This window comes from Phenylobacterium koreense (assembly GCF_040545335.1).
Classification (GTDB): Bacteria; Pseudomonadota; Alphaproteobacteria; order Caulobacterales; family Caulobacteraceae; genus Phenylobacterium; species Phenylobacterium koreense.
The window spans coordinates 193,602-210,258 of the sequence record NZ_JBEPLU010000003.1 but is presented as its reverse complement, the minus strand read 5'-3'; the positions used below and the strand labels follow the sequence as shown (position 1 = coordinate 210,258).

General features: G+C 67.4%; 12 protein-coding genes. 7 read left to right on the top strand and 5 right to left on the bottom strand.

The genetic code is table 11. From position 1 onward, the window contains the following. The first annotated feature begins 44 nt into the window (after positions 1 to 44). Positions 45 to 1,061, top strand: coding sequence for an NADP-dependent oxidoreductase (locus ABID41_RS17020; protein WP_354298231.1), 1,017 nt, complete (start codon positions 45 to 47; stop codon positions 1,059 to 1,061). On the opposite strand, the gene ABID41_RS17015 is transcribed toward ABID41_RS17020, so the two are convergent. Both ABID41_RS17015 and ABID41_RS17010 read right to left on the bottom strand, forming a co-directional pair. Beyond that, positions 1,058 to 2,689 carry an acyl-CoA synthetase gene (locus ABID41_RS17015; RefSeq protein WP_354298230.1) on the bottom strand — a complete coding sequence of 544 codons (1,632 nt, stop codon included), beginning with the start codon at positions 2,687 to 2,689 and terminating at the stop codon, positions 1,058 to 1,060. The two genes, ABID41_RS17020 and ABID41_RS17015, sit on opposite strands and share 4 nt — an antisense overlap. 83 nt (positions 2,690 to 2,772) lie before the next feature. Further along, positions 2,773 to 3,786: a fatty acid desaturase gene (locus ABID41_RS17010; RefSeq protein WP_354298229.1), complete on the bottom strand. Its 1,014-nt coding sequence runs from the start codon at positions 3,784 to 3,786 to the stop codon at positions 2,773 to 2,775. Between the two features lie 189 nt (positions 3,787 to 3,975). Here ABID41_RS17010 and ABID41_RS17005 point away from each other — a divergent pair, with 189 nt between their 5' ends. From ABID41_RS17005 to ABID41_RS16995, 3 genes are read left to right on the top strand one after another with little or no spacing between them, the layout of a single operon-like run. After that, the gene (locus ABID41_RS17005) at positions 3,976 to 5,796 is read left to right on the top strand and encodes a DUF885 domain-containing protein (protein ID WP_331932422.1); all 1,821 of its coding nucleotides are present in this window, start codon (positions 3,976 to 3,978) and stop codon (positions 5,794 to 5,796) included. Continuing rightward, complete coding sequence (locus tag ABID41_RS17000; protein WP_435530026.1) at positions 5,774 to 7,627, top strand: DUF885 domain-containing protein; 1,854 nt, start codon at positions 5,774 to 5,776, stop codon at positions 7,625 to 7,627. The genes ABID41_RS17005 and ABID41_RS17000 overlap by 23 nt, the downstream gene beginning before the upstream one ends. Positions 7,628 to 7,649: 22 nt before the next feature. After that, positions 7,650 to 9,476: a DUF885 domain-containing protein gene (locus ABID41_RS16995; protein ID WP_354298227.1), complete on the top strand. Its 1,827-nt coding sequence runs from the start codon at positions 7,650 to 7,652 to the stop codon at positions 9,474 to 9,476. Positions 9,477 to 9,521: 45 nt separating this feature from the next. On the opposite strand, the gene ABID41_RS16990 is transcribed toward ABID41_RS16995, so the two are convergent. Beyond that, the gene (locus ABID41_RS16990) at positions 9,522 to 9,923 is read right to left on the bottom strand and encodes a GFA family protein (protein ID WP_354298226.1); all 402 of its coding nucleotides are present in this window, start codon (positions 9,921 to 9,923) and stop codon (positions 9,522 to 9,524) included. Between the two features lie 72 nt (positions 9,924 to 9,995). Between ABID41_RS16990 and ABID41_RS16985 the strand changes: the two genes are divergently transcribed. Together ABID41_RS16985 and ABID41_RS16980 are read left to right on the top strand one after the other, a co-directional pair. Beyond that, complete coding sequence (locus ABID41_RS16985; protein WP_354298225.1) at positions 9,996 to 10,136, top strand: hypothetical protein; 141 nt, start codon at positions 9,996 to 9,998, stop codon at positions 10,134 to 10,136. A gap of 69 nt (positions 10,137 to 10,205) precedes the next feature. Then, entirely contained in the window at positions 10,206 to 10,358 is a 153-nt protein-coding gene (locus ABID41_RS16980; protein ID WP_331932417.1) for a hypothetical protein, read from the top strand. A 2-nt stretch (positions 10,359 to 10,360) separates the two neighbouring features. On the opposite strand, the gene ABID41_RS16975 is transcribed toward ABID41_RS16980, so the two are convergent. Together ABID41_RS16975 and ABID41_RS16970 are read right to left on the bottom strand one after the other, a co-directional pair. Beyond that, positions 10,361 to 11,626 carry a dicarboxylate/amino acid:cation symporter gene (locus tag ABID41_RS16975; RefSeq protein WP_331932416.1) on the bottom strand — a complete coding sequence of 422 codons (1,266 nt, stop codon included), beginning with the start codon at positions 11,624 to 11,626 and terminating at the stop codon, positions 10,361 to 10,363. Between the two features lie 98 nt (positions 11,627 to 11,724). Then, on the bottom strand, positions 11,725 to 13,374 hold the full coding sequence (locus ABID41_RS16970) for a putative 2OG-Fe(II) oxygenase (RefSeq protein ID WP_354298224.1): 1,650 nt from the start codon (positions 13,372 to 13,374) through the stop codon (positions 11,725 to 11,727). A 254-nt stretch (positions 13,375 to 13,628) separates the two neighbouring features. Between ABID41_RS16970 and ABID41_RS16965 the strand changes: the two genes are divergently transcribed. Continuing rightward, positions 13,629 to 16,592 (top strand): TonB-dependent receptor domain-containing protein, encoded by a 2,964-nt coding sequence (locus ABID41_RS16965; protein ID WP_354298223.1) that lies wholly within the window; start codon positions 13,629 to 13,631, stop codon positions 16,590 to 16,592. Positions 16,593 to 16,657: the final 65 nt, after the last annotated feature.

The window sequence follows — 16,657 nt, the reverse complement described above, 5'->3', positions numbered from 1 at the left end:
CTTCCCGGCCGCATGATCGGCGCCAAGGGAACGGAGCCAAGCTGATGCCGATCAATCGCCAATGGATTCTGCGCCGTCGCCCTGAGGGCGAGATTCGGCAGGGCGACCTCGAACTGGTGGAGACCGTCACCCCCGAGCTGAAGGACGGCGAGGTTCTCGTCCGCAACCTCTATCTCTCCCTCGACCCGACCCATCGGATCTGGATGAGCGACCGTGACCAGTACATGCCGCCGGTTGAGGTGGGCGAAGTCATGCGAGGCGGCGTCATCGGCGTGGTCGAGCAGTCGCGCTCGGCCGACCTGCCCGAGGGGACGATCGTGAACCCGGGGCTCGGCGGTTGGCAGGACTACGGCGTCGTCACCGAGGGCCATGCCCGACGCACGCCTCGCCTGGCCGGCGTGCCGCTGACCGCGCACATGAGCGTCCTGGGAGCGACGGGCCTGACCGCCTATTTCGGCCTGATGGACATCGGCAAGCCCCAGGCCGGCGAGACGGTCGTGGTCTCGGCTGCGGCCGGCGCGGTAGGGTCGATCGTCGGCCAGCTCGCCAAGCTGAAGGGCTGCCGGGTGATCGGCATCGCGGGCGGCCCGAAGAAGTGCCGATGGCTGACTGAGGAACTCGGCTTCGACGGCGCCATCGACTACCGCTCGGAGGACGTCGGCGAGGCGCTGTCGCGCCTGGCGCCCAACGGCGTGGACATCAATTTCGAGAATGTCGGCGGCAAGGTGATGGACGCCGTCATCGGGCATATGAACAACTTCAGCCGCATGCCGCTGTGCGGAATGATCTCGAGCTACAACGCGGAAGGTCCGGTCCCTGGTCCGAGCGACTTTGGCCGGGTGCTGATGCACCGGATTCTGATCAAGGGCTTCATCGTCATCGACTATCTGCCACGCTTCGCCGAAGGCATGGCGGAACTGGCGCCGCTGGTCGCCGGCGGCCAGCTCAAGTGGAAGGCGCACGTGGTCGACGGGCTGGAGAACGCGGTCGATGCCCTGGGCCGGCTGTTCACCGGCGACCACGAAGGCAAGCTTCTGGTCCGGATATCGCCGGAGCCCTAGGCCCCGACGCCTAGAGCGGTCAGCGCGCGCTCGCGGGAGGCCTTATAGTCGACCTTGCCGTTGGGGGCGCGGCCGATGCTCTCGACTACCACCAGCTCCCGCGGCGCCTTGTAGGCGGCAAGGCGCGAGCGGACATGGGCGGCCATTTCGTCGAGGGTGACGTCGCCGCCGGCGGGGTCCGGCTCGACCACGGCGCAGATGCGCTCACCGAAACGCGCGTCGGGCACGCCGACCACGACCGCGTCGCGTACGGCCGGATGCGTCTTGAGGGCTTCCTCGACCTCCTCGGGAAAGACCTTTTCGCCGCCGGTGTTGATGCATTGGCTGCCGCGGCCGAGCAGTTTCAGGGTGCCGTCGAGATTGACCTCGGCCCAGTCGCCGGGGACGCTCCAGCGCTGGCCTTCCATGACCTTGAAGGTCTTGGCGGTCTTTTCGGCGTCCTTGTAGTAGCCGAGCGGCAGGAAGCCGGTGACCGCGACCAGGCCGCGCTCCCCCGAGCCCGCCGCGACGCGCTGGCCGTCCTCGTCGAACACCGCGCAGTTCGGTCCCAGCATGAAGGCCGCCGTGGCCGCCTCGGCCCCTGGCGCAGAGGCCGAAGCGCCCAGCCCCACTGCCTCCGACGAGCCGAAGGAATCCATGATCATGGCGTTGCGGGCGTGGGAGAGCAGGCCACGCTTGTTCTCCTGGCTCCACATGGAGCCCGACGAGCTCATGGCCTTGACGTGGGAAAGGTCCCAGCGGCCAGGGTTGGCCTCCAGGGCTTCCAGCATCGGGGTCGAGAAGGCCAGGCCGACGATGACGATATTGTCGGCCTGCAACCGCACGGCCTCGTCCCAGAGCTCTATGGCGCTGAAGCTGCGCGAAGGCAGGCAGGCGACCGTCCCGCCAATATTGAGGGTGATGAAGGCCGAGAACTGGCCGGTGCCGTGCATGAGCGGGCAGCAGACCAGGGTGGTCGGCGGCTCATAGGTCCCGATCCGCGCCTTCAGGTCGCCGGAGCTCCCCAGCGGCGGCAGGCCGAGCGTCGGGTGGCCGCCCGAGCCGATGACGTTGAAGAGGTCGTCCTGGCGCCACATGACGCCCTTGGGCATGCCGGTGGTCCCGCCGGTGTAGAGCAGCACCAGATTGTCCGGGGAGCGGCCCCAGGGCGCCTTGAAGGGGCGTTGCGCCGGCGGCCTGGCGACCACCGTCTCGTAGTCGTCGGCCCAGCCTGGAGCCGGGTGACCCGGCTCGGCGACGGCGATCCAGCGCTTGACGCTCGGCAGCTTCTCGCGAAGCGGTTCGAGGGTCCTGGTGAAACTGGCATGGAAGACCACCGCTTCGGCGTCGGCGTTGTCGAACAGATAGGTGAGCTCGTCGCCGCCATAGCGATAGTTGGTGTTGAGCGGAGCGACCCCCGCCTTGAAGGCGGCGTAGTAGGTCTCGATATATTCCGGGCAGTTGAACAGGTAGGCGGCGACCTTCGCCTCCGGCCCTATGCCGCTCGCCACCAGGTGCGAGGCCAGGGCGTCGGCGCGGGCGTCGAACTGCGCCCAACTGAGCACCCGCTCGCCCTGGACAAGGGCGGGCCGGTCCGGTTGCAGCCCAGCAATTGCTTCCCAGACGTCAGCGAAGATCCAAGCGCTCACCAGGTCCTCCCACGTATTTGTTCTTATGGGAGAAGTTTGGGGGTCACCTTCCGACGGGTGTCAATGTTGACGGCGCGGCAGGCTCAGGTGGCGCGGGGCAGGTGGCGGATATCGCGGAAGGAGACCAGTCGCTGGGCCGCTTCGTCCCACAGCGCCAGCCGGGCGTTGCGGAAGCTGTCCCAAAGGCTGATGCGGCTGACGTCGTGCAGCTCCGGATGGTCCTTCAGCACCTGCGGCAGTCGGTAGAAGGGGATGCGGCTAGAGAGGTGGTGGACATGGTGGATGCCGATGTTCGCCGTTAGCCATCGCAGGGGCTGGGGCAGGTCGTAGTGCGAACTGCCCTGCAGGGCGGCCTGATCTCGCTTCCAGTCCTTGTTCCGGAACCAGGAGACGCCTTCGTACTGGTGCTGCACGAAGAACAGCCAGACGCCGATGGTGGCGGCGATGACCATGGTGGCGAAGTTCACCAGAATCACCGGGACGACGCCCAGCAGCCACATCATCAGGCCGATGCCGACGGCGACCAGGACGCTGTTGCCGAGGGTTGAGACCCAGGGGCGCCAGCCTTCCTTCATCATTCCGATAGGCAGCCGCTGCTGCAGGAAGAAGACGAAGGTCGGACCCAGGCCGAACATGACCGCCGGGTTGCGGTAGAGCCGGTAGCCGAGCCGGCGCAGGGGCGAGAGGGCCAGGTACTCCTCGACGGTCAGCATCTCGATCACGCCGAGGCCGCGGCGGTCGAGATTGCCCGAGGTCGCGTGGTGCATGGCGTGGGTGCGCCGCCAGTAGTCGTAGGGCGTCAGGGTGAAGAGACCGATCACCCGGCCAGTCCAGTCGTTCGCCGCCTTCGCCTCGAAGAACGAGCCGTGGCCGCAGTCGTGCTGGATCATGAACAGCCGTACGAGGAACACGGCGGCCGGCAGGCTGAGCAGCAGGGCGGCCCACCAGAATCCGAGATGGAACGCGGCCCATCCCAAGCCCCACAGGGCCGCCAGGGCAGAGCCGGTCAGGGCGAGCTCGAAGATGCTGCGACCCAGGCTGGGGCGCCTGTAGTTGGTGAGCCTTCGGCTCCAGTCGGCGGGCTTGGTCTCAGTCACGTCGTGTGTAGTCCGAAGGCGGGGAGGAGGTTCAATATCTGCCGGAGGAATACGGTGGTTCTGCGACAGGGTCTTGAAACGCTTCCATTACGGAGAATTAACGCATAGCGCCATGGCCCCACTTGCCGCGCCCGATACAGCCCCCCTAGGTTCCGTGTCACATTGTGACCAGTTTGGGTGGGGTGCTACATGCAAAACCGGCGTCAACTTCTGCTTTCGGCAGGCGCCTTGGCCGTGCTCGGCGGCTATGGCGGCAAGGTTTCCGCGGCGCAGGCGGCCGGCGCCGCCGGCCAGCTCGACAGCTTCCTCGACAAGATCTTCCAGCAGGCGCTGGACGACTCGCCGCAGCTCGCCACCAGCCTTGGCCTCGACAAGGGCGATCGCGCCAAGGCCAAGTTCAGCCTCGATGGCGCCTCCCTCGCGGACAAGGCGAAGGACAAGGCGCTCAATACCCGCCAGTTGGCCGAGCTGAAGGCCATCGACCGCAGCCAGCTCTCGGGCATGGCCGCGGTGAACTATGACAGCGTGCTCTTCAACCTGGAGACCAACGAGGCGGCGAACCGGCAGTTTGATTATGGCTATCTGGGCGGCGGCCAGCCCTACATGGTCTCGCAGCTCAACGGCGCCTACCAATCGACGCCTGACTGGCTCGACAACCAGCACCGGATCGAAACCAAGGAAGACGCCGACGCTTACCTCTCGCGCCTGGCCGACTTCGGCCGGGTGATGGACGAGGAAACCGAGCGGGCGCGGAAGGACATCGCGGCCGGCGTCGTCCCGCCGGACTTCGTCATCGACCGCGCCTTGACGCAGATGCGGGGCCTGCTGACCCAGCCAGAGGCCTCGACGCTCGTCGCCTCCGTCGCGCGGCGGGCCAAGGAGAAGGGTGTTTCCGGCGACTACGCCGGACCGGCCGCAAAGATCTACGCCGAGAAGGTCGCGCCGGCGATCGAGCGCCAGATCGCGCTGCTCGAGGCGGCCCGGCCACAGGCCGTCCACGACGCCGGCGTTTGGCGGCTGAAGGATGGCGAGGCCTATTACGCCCAGGCGCTGCTGTCCTCTACGACGACCAAGCTCTCGCCGGACGAGATCCACAATATCGGCCTGGAGCAGGCCAAGGCCCTGGAGGCGCGGGCCGACGTGCTGCTGCGCGGCGAGGGCCTGACCCAGGGCTCAGTCGGCGAGCGGATCCAGGCGCTCTACAAGGACACGCGCTACCACTACCCCAATGACGACGCCGGCAAAGAGAAGATGCTGGCCGACATGAACGGCATGGTCGAGGCCATGTCCAAGCGGCTGCCGCAGTATTTCGGGGCGCTGCCCAAGGCGCCGCTGCAGATCAAGCGGGTGCCGAAGTTCATCGAGGCCGGAGCGCCGGGCGGCTATTACAACCAGCCGAGCCTGGATGGCTCGCGGCCGGGCATCTACTGGATCAACCTCCGCGACAGCGCCGAATATCCGCGCTGGGCCCTGCCGACGATCACCTATCACGAGGGCGTGCCGGGCCATCACCTGCAACTGTCGCTGCAGCAGGAAGCCGACCTGCCGATGATCCGCCGCGCGAGCTTCATCTCGGCCTATGGCGAAGGCTGGGGCCTCTATGCCGAGGAGCTGGCGCGCGAAATGGGGGTCTATGAAGGCGATCCCCGCGGCGAGATCGGCTACATCCAGTCGTCGCTGTTCCGCGCGGCCCGGCTGGTGGTCGACACTGGCATGCACGCCAAGCGCTGGAGCCGCGAGAAGGCGATCGAGACGATGCACGCCATCAGCGGGACGCCGGTCACCGCCTCCACCACCGAGATTGAGCGCTATGTGGTCTGGCCGGGCCAGGCCTGCAGCTACATGATCGGCAAGCTCGAGTGGTTGCGCCTGCGCGAAAGGGCCAAGGCCGCTCTGGGCGGCCGGTTCGACATCCGCAAATTCCACGACGCCGGGCTGCTGTCGGGGGCCATGCCGCTGACCGTGCTCGAAGCGGTCGTCGATCAGTATGTCGCGTCCGCGCGCGCCTGATTTCGGAAGGGGGAGTAACCTAGTGCAGATCGATCGTCGGGCTTTCCTGGCCTCCACCGCCGCCGTCATCGCGACGCCGGCCTTCGCTCAGGGCGGCGTCGCCGAAGACGCCAAGATGCGGGCGCTCTTCGACCAGTTCTTCGAGGAGCGGCTGAACGACTCTCCCCGACAGGTCACCAGCCTGGGGCTCGACAAGGGCGCGCGGGCGGCGGCGAAGACCAGGCTGGACGACGCCTCGCTGTCGGCCTTGGCCCGCGATAAGGCCCGCAATGTCGAGCAGCTTGCCCGCCTGAAGGGCATCGACCGCGCGGCGCTGTCGGACAAGGACAGGCCGAACTACGACGCGGTGCTGTTCACCGCCGAGAACAACGCGACCGCCGATGCGCGCTTCAACTATGGCGCGGAGGGAACCGGGGAGCCGTATGTCCTCTCGCAACTGACCGGCGCCTACCAGGACGTCCCCGACTTCCTGGATTCCCAGCACACGATCGAGACCAAGGCCGACGCGGACGCCTATCTGGCCCGCCTGGAGGCCTTCGCCGGGGTGATGGACCAGGAGTTGGAACGCGCCCGGCACGACGTGGGCCTCGGCGTCGTTCCGCCGGACTTCATCGTCGAGCGGGCGTTGATCCAGATGCGCGGCCTGAAGACCGATCCCGCGAGTTCTTCATTAGTAGGCTCGGTGGTGCGGCGCGCCAAGGAGAAGCAGATTGCCGGCGACTATGCGACGCCGGCGCAGAAGATCTATGCCGAGAAGGTGGTTCCGGCGCTGGAACGCCAGATCGCGCACATGGAATCCCTGCAGGGTAAGACGACCCACGACGCCGGCTGCTGGCGGTTGCCGGACGGCGAGGAGTACTATCGCCTCTCCCTGAAGAACGCGACGACCACCAACCTGACAGCCGACGAGATCCACGAACTCGGCCTGGAGCAGGCGCGCCAGCTCAGCGAGCGGGCCGACGTGCTGCTGAAGAGCAAGGGCTACACGCAAGGGCCGGTCGGGCAGCGGATCGCAGCGCTCTACAAGGCGCCCGACCAGCTCTATCCGAACACCGACGAGGCGAAGGTCGAGCTCATCGCCCACCTCAACAGTCTGGTGAAGGAGATCCAGCCGCGGCTGCCGCAGGTGTTCGGAACGCTTCCCAAGGCGCCGGTGGAAATCCGCCGGGTGCCCAAGTTCATCGAGGCCGGCGCGCCGGGCGGCTACTACAACCGGCCCGCGCTCGATGGTTCGCGGCCGGGTGTCTACTGGATCAATCTGCGCGACAGCGCCGAGAACCCGAAGTGGACGTTGAAGACCCTGACCTTCCACGAGTCCATTCCAGGCCACCACCTGCAGCGTTCGCTGCAGCAGGAGGCGGATCTGCCGATGCTGCGCCGGATCGCCGGCTTCCCGGCCTACAGCGAGGGCTGGGCGCTCTATACCGAAGAGCTCGCCAAGGAGATGGACGTCTATGAGGGCGATCCGCTGGGCGAGCTGGGCATGCTGCAGGCGGCGCTCTTCCGCTCGGCGCGGCTGGTGGTGGACACCGGCCTGCACGCCAAGCGCTGGAGCCGCGAGAAGGCCATCGAGACCATGAGCTCCATCGACGGCTCGCCGACCACCACCGCGGCGACCGAGATCGAGCGCTACTGCGTCTGGCCGGGCCAGGCGTGCAGCTACATGGTCGGCAAGCTGACCTGGCTGCGGATCCGCGCCAAGGCCAAGGCGGCGCTGGGCGACCGGTTCGACATCCGGCAGTTCCACGACGCGGCGCTGCTGTCGGGGGCAATGCCGCTGACGGTGCTGGAAAGCGTCATCGACCAGTACGTGGCGCGTCACAGCGCCTGAGTTTGAATCGGGGGAGATTTCAATGAACAAGCCCATCGACCGCCGCGCCTTCATGACCGGCGCCGCAGGCGTGGCCCTGGCGGCCGCGACGCCCGCCCTGGCTCAAGGTTCGGAGGACGCCAAGCTTCGCGCCCTGCTGGACCGCATGTTCGAAGAGCAGGTGGACGAGAGCCCCGAGCGGGCCACCTCGCTTGGCCTGGACAGGGACGCGCGCGCGGCGTTGAAGAGCCGCCTGGACGACTATTCCGACGCCGGCCGCGCCCAGCGCCTGGAACGGACCCGCGCCCGGGTCGGCGCGCTGAAGGCCATCGACCGCAACGGGCTCTCGCACGCCTCGAAGGTCGACCTGGACACTGTGCTGTGGGGCCAGGAGAACGCGCTGGCCGCCGGCGACCGCTACAAGTTCGGCTCGGTGGGCGGGCGCTTCAGCCCCTATGTGATCAGCCAGCAGGACGGGGTCTATCGCGACATCCCGGACTTCCTGGACAACCAGCACCGGGTGCAGACGGCGGCGGACGCCGACGCCTATCTGGCGCGCCTGAAGGCGTTCGCGGTAGCGATGGACCAGGACCTCGATCGCATGAACGCCGACGTGGCGGCCGGCGTCGTCCCGCCGGACTTCGTCTGCGACCTGGCCCTGGCCCAGATGAAGGCGCTGCGCGACCAGGCGCCTGAGAAGACCATCATGGTCACCTCGATCGCCGGCAAGGCGAAGAGCGCCGGCCTGACGGGAGACTATGCGACCCCGGCGACGGCGATCGTGGCGCAGGAGATCTTCCCCGCCCTCGACCGGCAGATCGCCGCCATGCAGGCCACGCGCGCCAAGGCGACCTCGGACGCCGGCATCTGGAAGCTGGCCAACGGCGCGGCCTATTACGCCGATGGGCTCAAGGCCTCGACGACCACGGCCATGTCGGCCGAGGAGATCCACCAGATGGGGCTGGAGCAGGTCGCCGACATCACCGCACGGCTGGACGCGATCCTGAAGAGCCAGGGCAAGACCACCGGCACGGTGGCCGAGCGGCTGATAGCGCTCAACCAGGACCCGGCCCAGCTCTATCCCAACACCGACGAGGGTCGGGCCGCGGTGATCGCCGACCTGAACCGGCAGGTGGCCGATATCGCCGCGCGCCTGCCGCAGGCGTTCAACACCCTGCCCAAGGCGCAGGTGACGGTGAAGCGGGTGCCGGTGTTCATCCAGGACGGCGCGTCGAACGGCTACTATCAGAGCGCGGCGCTCGATGGTTCGCGGCCGGCGGCGTTCTTCATCAACCTGAAGGACACGCACGAGTGGCCGAAGTACAACCTGCCGACCCTCGTCTATCATGAGGCGACGCCGGGCCATCACCTGCAGATCGCCCTGGCCCAGGAGAGCGACCAGATCCCGATCATCCGGCGCGCCGGCGGCGGGTTCTCGGCCTTCAGCGAGGGTTGGGGGCTCTATGCCGAGCAACTGGCCGACGAGATGGGCGTCTACAAGGACGATCCCTATGGCCAGGCGGGCTACCTGCAGTCGCTGCTGTTCCGAGCCTGCCGCCTGGTGGTCGATACCGGCATCCACCACAAGCGCTGGAGCCGTGAGAAGGCGACGGACTACATGGTCTCGGTCACCGGCTATCCGCGCAGCCGCGCCTTGCGCGAGGTGGAGCGCTATTGCTGCGCGCCCGGGCAGGCGACGAGCTACAAGGTCGGCCACACGGTCTGGAACCGCCTCCGCGCGGAGGCCAAGACCAAGCTTGGCCCGCGTTTCGACCTGAAGGCCTGGCACGACGCGGCCCTGCTGTCGGGCGCCATGCCGCTGACGGTGCTGGAGCAGAACCTGGCCGAGTGGGTGACGACCAGGGTTTGAACGGCCAACGAGATCGCCTTCGTCACCCTGAGCGCCCGAGACGGCCTATTGCGGCCGTTCGCCGGGATGCTGGGGCAGCACGTCGGTGATCTCCCACCAGTCGGCCTTCGACGCTACGTGGAAGTGGAAGCCGGCCCGGGCGCCCGTCGGGGCGTCGAGGGTTCCGGCTCGCAGGCGCAGGACGCCGGGCTTGGAGACGTGCCGGCTGAAGATCGGAGAGCCGCAGCGCCGGCAGAAGACCCGCTCCTTGCCGGGTGAGGACTCATAGGCCTGCAGATCCTCTTCGCCGCTGGTCAGCTGGAAGTCGGCCTCCGCGACCGGGATGTTCGAGGCGAACGCGCCGCCCTGCGCCTTGCGGCAGTCGGTGCAGTGGCAGAACTGGATGGGCGCCAATTCGCCGCCGACTGCGAACCGCACAGCACGGCAGAGGCATGATCCGGTAACCATGAGTGAAGACTCCGACGCAGCTAACCAAGCCTGTTTACAGGGATTTCACGGAACATTGTTATTTGCGTAAGTATGACGCGTTTCTCGATTCACTATGAGGAACCCTCACCGGGGAAGCCGCCGCCCAGCGGCTGGTCGGTGCTCCGCGTCTTCCTGTGGAGCTTGCTGCTGGCCTGTGCGGCGCTCTGGTGCTGGACGGTGCTGGCCGCCTAGCGTCGCCTCTGGCGTGGGGCTTGCCGACGAGCGTCTCCGACGGACGGGACTGTGCCGTCGGAGGACATCATGCGCTTCACCTTCGCCGCGCCGACTGCGCAAGCCCCACGTCGCCACAGCCTGATGATCTGGCTCCGGCGGGCGTTCGACATGGTCGTCATCGGCGCCATGCTGTTCGCCCTGATGGAAACCGTCTCCTTCCTGCGTGGGCTCCTGGGCTAGCCTCAGGTCGTGGCCTTGACCGGCTCGCCCTCCACCTCGTCCTGGACGTCTTCCAGTTCGCCTTCCCACTTGGCGACCACGGCCGCAGCCACCGAGTTGCCGACGACGTTGGTGGCCGAGCGGCCCATGTCCAGCAGGTGGTCGACGCCCAGCACCAAGGCGATCCAGGCCTCGGGCAGGCCGAAATAGGTGAGGGTGGCCATGATCACCACGAGGGAGGCGCGCGGCACGCCCGCGATGCCCTTCGAGGTCACCATCAGCAGCAGCAGCATGAAGATCTGCTGCTGGACGGTCAGGTTCACGCCGTGGGCCTGGGTGATGAAGATGGTCGCGAAGGTGCAGTAGAGCATCGACCCGTCCAGATTGAACGAGTAGCCCAGCGGCAGCACGAACGAGACGATGCGGCGGCGGACGCCGACCTTCGGCAGGGCTTCCAGGATGCGCGGGTAGGCCGCTTCTGAGCTGGCGGTCGAGAAGGCCAGCAGGGCCGGGGTGCGGATCACGTTGAACAGAGGGATGACCCGCTTGCCGATGAACAGGAAGCCGGCGACGAACAGCAGGACCCAGAACAGGCCCATGGTGGCGTAGAAGCCCAGGACGAACTTGCCGTAGACGGCGAGCATCGCCAGGCCCTGGGTGGCGATGGTCGAGGCCAGGGCGGCGAAGATGGCGAGCGGGGCCAGCTTCATCACGAACTCCGTGACCTTCAGCATGATGGCTGCGCCCTGCTCGACGACGTGCATGACCGCCGGGGCCTTGTCGTCGATCGCCGCGACGGCCGTGCCGACGAACAGCGAGAAGACGACGATCTGGAGGATCTCGTTCTTGGCCATGGCGTCGACGATCGAGGTCGGGACCAGGTGGGCGATGAAGCCGTTGAGGGTGAAGGCTTCGGTGCTTGCGGTGGGGATCGCGCCAGCGGCGGCCGTCTCCATGTGCAGCCCGGAGCCCGGTTGCAGCAGGTGCACCATCGCCAGCCCTATCAGCAGCGAAACTACCGATGCGCTTATGAACCAGCCCATAGTCTTGGCGCCGATCCGGCCAACGGCGGCGGCGTCCTCCATGTGCGCGATGCCCGCGATCAGGGTGGTGAACACCAGCGGGGCGATGATCATCTTGATCAGGCGCAGGAAGACGTCGGTGACGATGGAAAGATGGCTCGCCGCCTGCTTCGCCTGTTCCGGGGTGAGAAGCTGGTTGCAGGCCCACCCGACGCCGATGCCCAGCACCATGGATATGACGATCAGCAGCGCGAAACGACGGTTCATAGGCAACTCACACGTGACGGGCGCCGGCTGAATGGCCACGCCTGGGCCGGCTTTTAATCAAGACGCAGGGCTCGCGCCCAGCCCCATCGAGAATTTAATCAGGCGGGAATGAGGTCGAAGGCGATGGTCATTCGTGGCTCGTCGCCGCCGAACGGGACGGTGCCGTGCCACATGTAGGACGGGAAGAGAGCCAGCAGCCCGGGCTCCGGCCTGACGAAATGCTCGGCCTCCAGCGCGGGCCGGGTCGGGATCGAGGGCTGTCCGAAGCGGAGCCAGCCGGCCCGATCCGCTCCCGCGCCGACGGCCTTCGGCACCGCGATGTAGCAGGCTGAGGAGATCCATCCCTGCGGGTGCAGATGATCGACGTGGAAACCGCCAGGCCGCAGCCGCACCGACCACGCGCCGAGCACGCGGTGGCCGCCACGGTTGCGGGCGCGGAATAGGTCCTCGCCCTGGCCGATGCGTTCGCGATAGGCGCGGATCGGTCCCTCGATCGCCTGGAAAAACGCGGCGATCGCCGGCTGCCTGGAGACCAGCAGGTTCTGTGATGTCTGGGTTCCGCCGCGCAGCGACTGGTCCAGGGGATGCGCCTTCAAACCGTGCAGTTCGATGAGCGCCGCGGCGAGCTCCTCGAGATATGCCGCCAGACTCGTCCAGCCTCGCGGCGTGTCGATGGCCTGGGCGTACACCAGGCGCGAATAGTCCCAGAGCTGGCGATAGCGGTCATCGCCGCCCGCGCGCCAGGCGGTCGCCAACGCCGCGGCGGCTTCCTGGTCGAAGCGATCCTCGCCAAGCAGGGTCTCGGCGATCCTGGCGGCCTCGCGGTTGTCGCCGACCGCCAGCAGGGCGTGAGCCAGGGCGCGCCTGGCCGAGGCGTCGCGCGGGCTATGAGCGACCACCTGTGAGCAGAGCTCCAGACTGCGCTCTGGCGCGCTGCGAAGCGACAGGACCGCCGTCTCGAGCGCCAGGCGCAGATCGCCTGGCGCGGCGCGCAAGGCGTGCTCGGCGAAGGCCAGGGCTTCGTCTTCGCCGACGATGTGATTGAGAGCGCGGACTTTCACGCCGGCCAGGGTCGAAGCGAGTGGGCCGCTCGAGACCGCAGCCAGGGCGGCGTCCAGCGGCGCCAGCGCAGCGCCTGGGTCTCCGGTTGTCATCCAGAGAAGCTGGGAAAGATCGCGCAGGGCGTCCGGATAGATCGGTCGACGCGCCAGGGCGTAGCGCAGGGCCCGCTCGGCGTCCTCAAAGCGACGCAGGCCCTGCAAGGCGCGCCCGTAGACGAGCCAGGTCTCGGGCGCGTCAAGGCCAAGGCTGAACGCCCGCTCGGCCTCGGCCACGGCTTCCTGATCGAGGCCGGCGTCACCGAGGCCGGAGGCCACGTTGTGCGCGGCGACGCCGCTGGTCGGATTGATCCGCGCCGCAAGCTGATAGTCGGCCAGGGACTCCGCTTTCCGGCCGGCGGCCTTGAGCGCAGCGGCCCGGGCCGACAGCGCCTCGGGCCAGATTGCCTCCTGCAGGACGAAGGGGGTGATCAATGCCGCGGCTTCGACGGCCCGGCCGTCCGCCGTCAGCAGCCGCGCCAGCGCCGCAGCCGCCTGGACGCAATCACGATCGCGGGCCAGCACGGCGCGATAGGTCCGTTCGGCGCCGGAGGCCTGTCCAGATCGCGCGAGCTGGCGCGCCTGCTCCAGGGCCTGGGCCGTCTCGGCGGAGACGGGCGGCGGCGGGGCAGGCTGAAGCTCGACAGGCACGCGGTGATCCATTCCGGCCCGGGGCGGGCAGGTTTCATTCTGCGAAGCTAGGCCGGACTGTCCAGTGGCCGTGAAGGCGTCAACAGCGCCGCTTGATGAGGCGCCTAATCCGTAGGCGGCGCCCAGCCAGGGAAATTTTCACGAACCGCATGTGGGTCCGCCCCAGCCCTGCGTCTTGGGGACCGGATGCGCGAGGGGCGCGTCGTGAAAAACAACAGGGCGGTTGGATGAATCCTAGGTCTTTGAAGTGGCTTATGGCCGGTGGTGTCGCCTACGGGGCCCTGATGGCCGGCGTGGCTCAGGCGCAGACGGCCAGTGGGACGGCCTCCGTCGAAGAAGTCGTCGTCACCGGCTCGCGTATTGCGCGCCAGGATTATGCGGCCAACAGCCCGATCATCTCGGTGGGCCAGGAAGCGATCCAGAATACCGGCCAGGTGACCGTCGAGAAGTCGCTGTCGCAGATGCCGCAATTCTCCGGCTCGTTCGGCCAAGGCAACACGGGCTCGACCTCCACGGGCCTGAATGGCGGCCAGTCCTACGCCTCCCTGCGCGGCCTGGGCGCCAAGCGGACGCTGATCCTGATGGACGGCCGACGCCTGCAGCCGTCGAACCCGGACGGCTCGGTCGACCTGAACACCATTCCTGAAGCCCTGATCGAGAACGTCGAAGTCATCACTGGCGGCGCCTCGACGGCCTACGGCTCGGACGCCACCGCCGGCGTCGTGAACTTCCGCCTGAAGCGCAACTTCGAAGGCATCGTCGTCGACAGCCAGTACGGCATCTCGGAAAAGGGCGACGGGGAGTCCTTCAAGGTCTCGCTGACCGCCGGCGGCGCCTTCAACGAAGGCCGCGGCCACGCCGTCCTCTCGGTGGACTACACAAACCGCGACCGGGCCCTGCAGGCCTCGCGCGACTACTACCTTTTCCGGACCTCGACCCCGGGCCTGTCGACCATCCCGCAAGGCACGGTGCTGTTCGGCGCGAACCTGCCCAGGCTCTCGGCCGTCAACAGCGTCTTCGTCGGCGAGTACGGCACGGCGGCCCTGCCGGGCAACGCCGCCGGCTTCTACACCGGCCAGATCGGCTTCAACACCGACCAGACCCTGTTCTCGACCGCCGGCGTGAAGGTTCAGAATTTCCGCGATCCGGAAACCAACGCGGCCTATATCGTCAATTCGAACGCCTCGGGCACATCCCAGCAGGTGAACTTCGGCTTCGACGGCTCCTCGCTGCAGTCGGACCTCGACCGCTACGCGGTGTTCGGCAAGCTCGACTACGACCTGACCGACAACATCCGGTTCTTCACCCAGTTTACCTTCACCGACTACGAGTCCGTCGGGATCACCAACCCGACCCTGGCCTCGAACGTCTATGGCCTGACGGTTCCGGCCTCGAACCCGTTCATCCCGGACGATTTCCGCAGCATCCTGGCCTCGCGGCCGAATCCGAACGCCGATTTCACTTTCTACAAGGCCCTGAACATCCTGGGGCCGCGCGTCCAGAAGTACGCCTATACGGTCTATCAGCTGACCAGCGGCCTCTCGGGCGAGGTGGGCTTCAGGGACTGGACCTGGGACGCTTACGCCTCCTACTCCAAAGCCAAGTTCGACAACGAGCAGCGGGGCGGCGCCAGCGCCAGCGCCGTGGCGCGCCTGCTGAACAGCCCCACCGGCGGCGCGGAATACTGCGCCGGCGGCTGGAACCCCTTCGGCAACCTGACTCCGTCGGGCGACTGCATCACCTTCATGAGCCGTCGCACGCTGAACCAGAACAGCCTGGAACAGCGGGTCGTGGAAGCCAGTGTCCAGGGCGGCGCGTTCGAACTGCCGGCCGGTGAGGTGCGCTTCGCTATCGGGGCAGACTATCGCGCCAACGAGTACACCTTCACCCCGGACTCGCAGCTCAACCTGCCGGGCGGCGTGTCGGACGTGCTCGGCTACAGCGTCCTGCGCGACGCAGCCGGTTCGGTGGACACCTATGAGCTGTTCGGCGAGGTCCTGGTGCCGATCCTGAAGGATCTGCCGTTCATCCAGCAGTTCAACGTCAACCTCGGCTATCGCTTCTCGGACTATTCGTCGGTCGGCGCCATCAGCACCTACAAGGCCGACTTCGAGTGGGAAGTGGTGGACGCCGTGCGCCTGCGCGGCGGCTACAACCGCGCCATTCGCGCCCCGAGCGTCGGCGAACTCTACGCTCCGGTTTCGACGGGTTCGGTCACCATCGGCACCGCCAGCCCGACGAACACCGACGGCGATCCCTGCGACGTCCGCTCATCGTTCCGCCAAGGCGCCAGCGGCGCCCAGGTCCGCGCGCTCTGCCTGACCCAGGGTGTGCCGACGGCGATCATCGACAGCTATCAGTTGGGCACGGCCCAGGTCTTCGCCCTGACCGGCGGCAACCCGGACCTGCAGGAAGAGACCGCCGACACCTTCTCGGTCGGCGCGGTCATCCGCTCGCCGTTCGACCATCCGCTGCTGAGCCGGATGTCGGCTTCGGTCGACTGGTACAGCATCAAGGTGAAGGACGCGGTCGGCAGCCTGCCGATCAAGAACGCCTTCCAGTTCTGCTTCAACGCGGGCGGCGCGAACCCGAACTTCGATCCGACCAACTACTACTGCCAACTGATCGCCCGGAACCCGGCCAGCGGCGTGCCGCTGAACCCGGTGCAGCCGTTGCTCAATCTCGGTCAGTTCGAGACCACCGGCGTCGACTTCCAGTTCGACTGGTCGGCGAACCTCGCCGACATGGGATTGGGCGACAACGCGGGCTCGCTCGCCGTGAACGTCGCCCTCGGCTACCTGGACACGTTCAAGATCCAGACCCTGCCGGGAGCAGGCACGTTCGACTATGCCGGCACCTGGGGCACGGCGGTCGAAAGCAGCGCCGGCCAAGCGCACCCGGAATGGAAGTCGGTCACAACCGCGACCTACACCTGGGGACCGGCGAGCGTCGGCCTGCGCTGGCGTCACATCAGCGCCATGGACAACTCCGCCCTCGTGGTGACTCCGACCAGCACGGCGCACGGTGTGAAGGCCTATGACGTCTTCGACCTGAACGCCCGGGCGACCCTGCCCTGGGACACCGAGCTGCGCTTCGGCGTGAACAACCTGTTCGACAAGGCCCCGCCTCAGGCCGGCAACGAGGAAGGCAACTACGACGCCCAGAACTACGACGTGATGGGCCGGGCCTACTACGTCGGCCTGCGCAAGCGCTTCTAAGGCGAACCGGCGCCGCTTTAGCCTGACCCCACCGGGGCTCGGGCGGCGCCGTCACCGCTATCTCC

Bases quoted from the DNA above. Each gene is read 5' to 3' on its own strand.
- ABID41_RS16980 (WP_331932417.1), top strand. From the start codon at position 10,206: ATGCGCTTCACCTTCGCCGCGCCGACTGCGCAAGCCCCACGTCGCCAC.
- ABID41_RS16975 (WP_331932416.1), bottom strand. From the start codon at position 11,626: ATGAACCGTCGTTTCGCGCTGCTGATCGTCATATCCATGGTGCTGGGC.
- ABID41_RS16995 (WP_354298227.1), top strand. From the start codon at position 7,650: ATGAACAAGCCCATCGACCGCCGCGCCTTCATGACCGGCGCCGCAGGC.
- ABID41_RS17005 (WP_331932422.1), top strand. From the start codon at position 3,976: ATGCAAAACCGGCGTCAACTTCTGCTTTCGGCAGGCGCCTTGGCCGTG.
- ABID41_RS17020 (WP_354298231.1), top strand. From the start codon at position 45: ATGCCGATCAATCGCCAATGGATTCTGCGCCGTCGCCCTGAGGGCGAG.
- ABID41_RS16990 (WP_354298226.1), bottom strand. From the start codon at position 9,923: ATGGTTACCGGATCATGCCTCTGCCGTGCTGTGCGGTTCGCAGTCGGC.
- ABID41_RS16985 (WP_354298225.1), top strand. From the start codon at position 9,996: ATGACGCGTTTCTCGATTCACTATGAGGAACCCTCACCGGGGAAGCCG.
- ABID41_RS16965 (WP_354298223.1), top strand. From the start codon at position 13,629: ATGGCCGGTGGTGTCGCCTACGGGGCCCTGATGGCCGGCGTGGCTCAG.
- ABID41_RS17000 (WP_435530026.1), top strand. From the start codon at position 5,774: ATGTCGCGTCCGCGCGCGCCTGATTTCGGAAGGGGGAGTAACCTAGTG.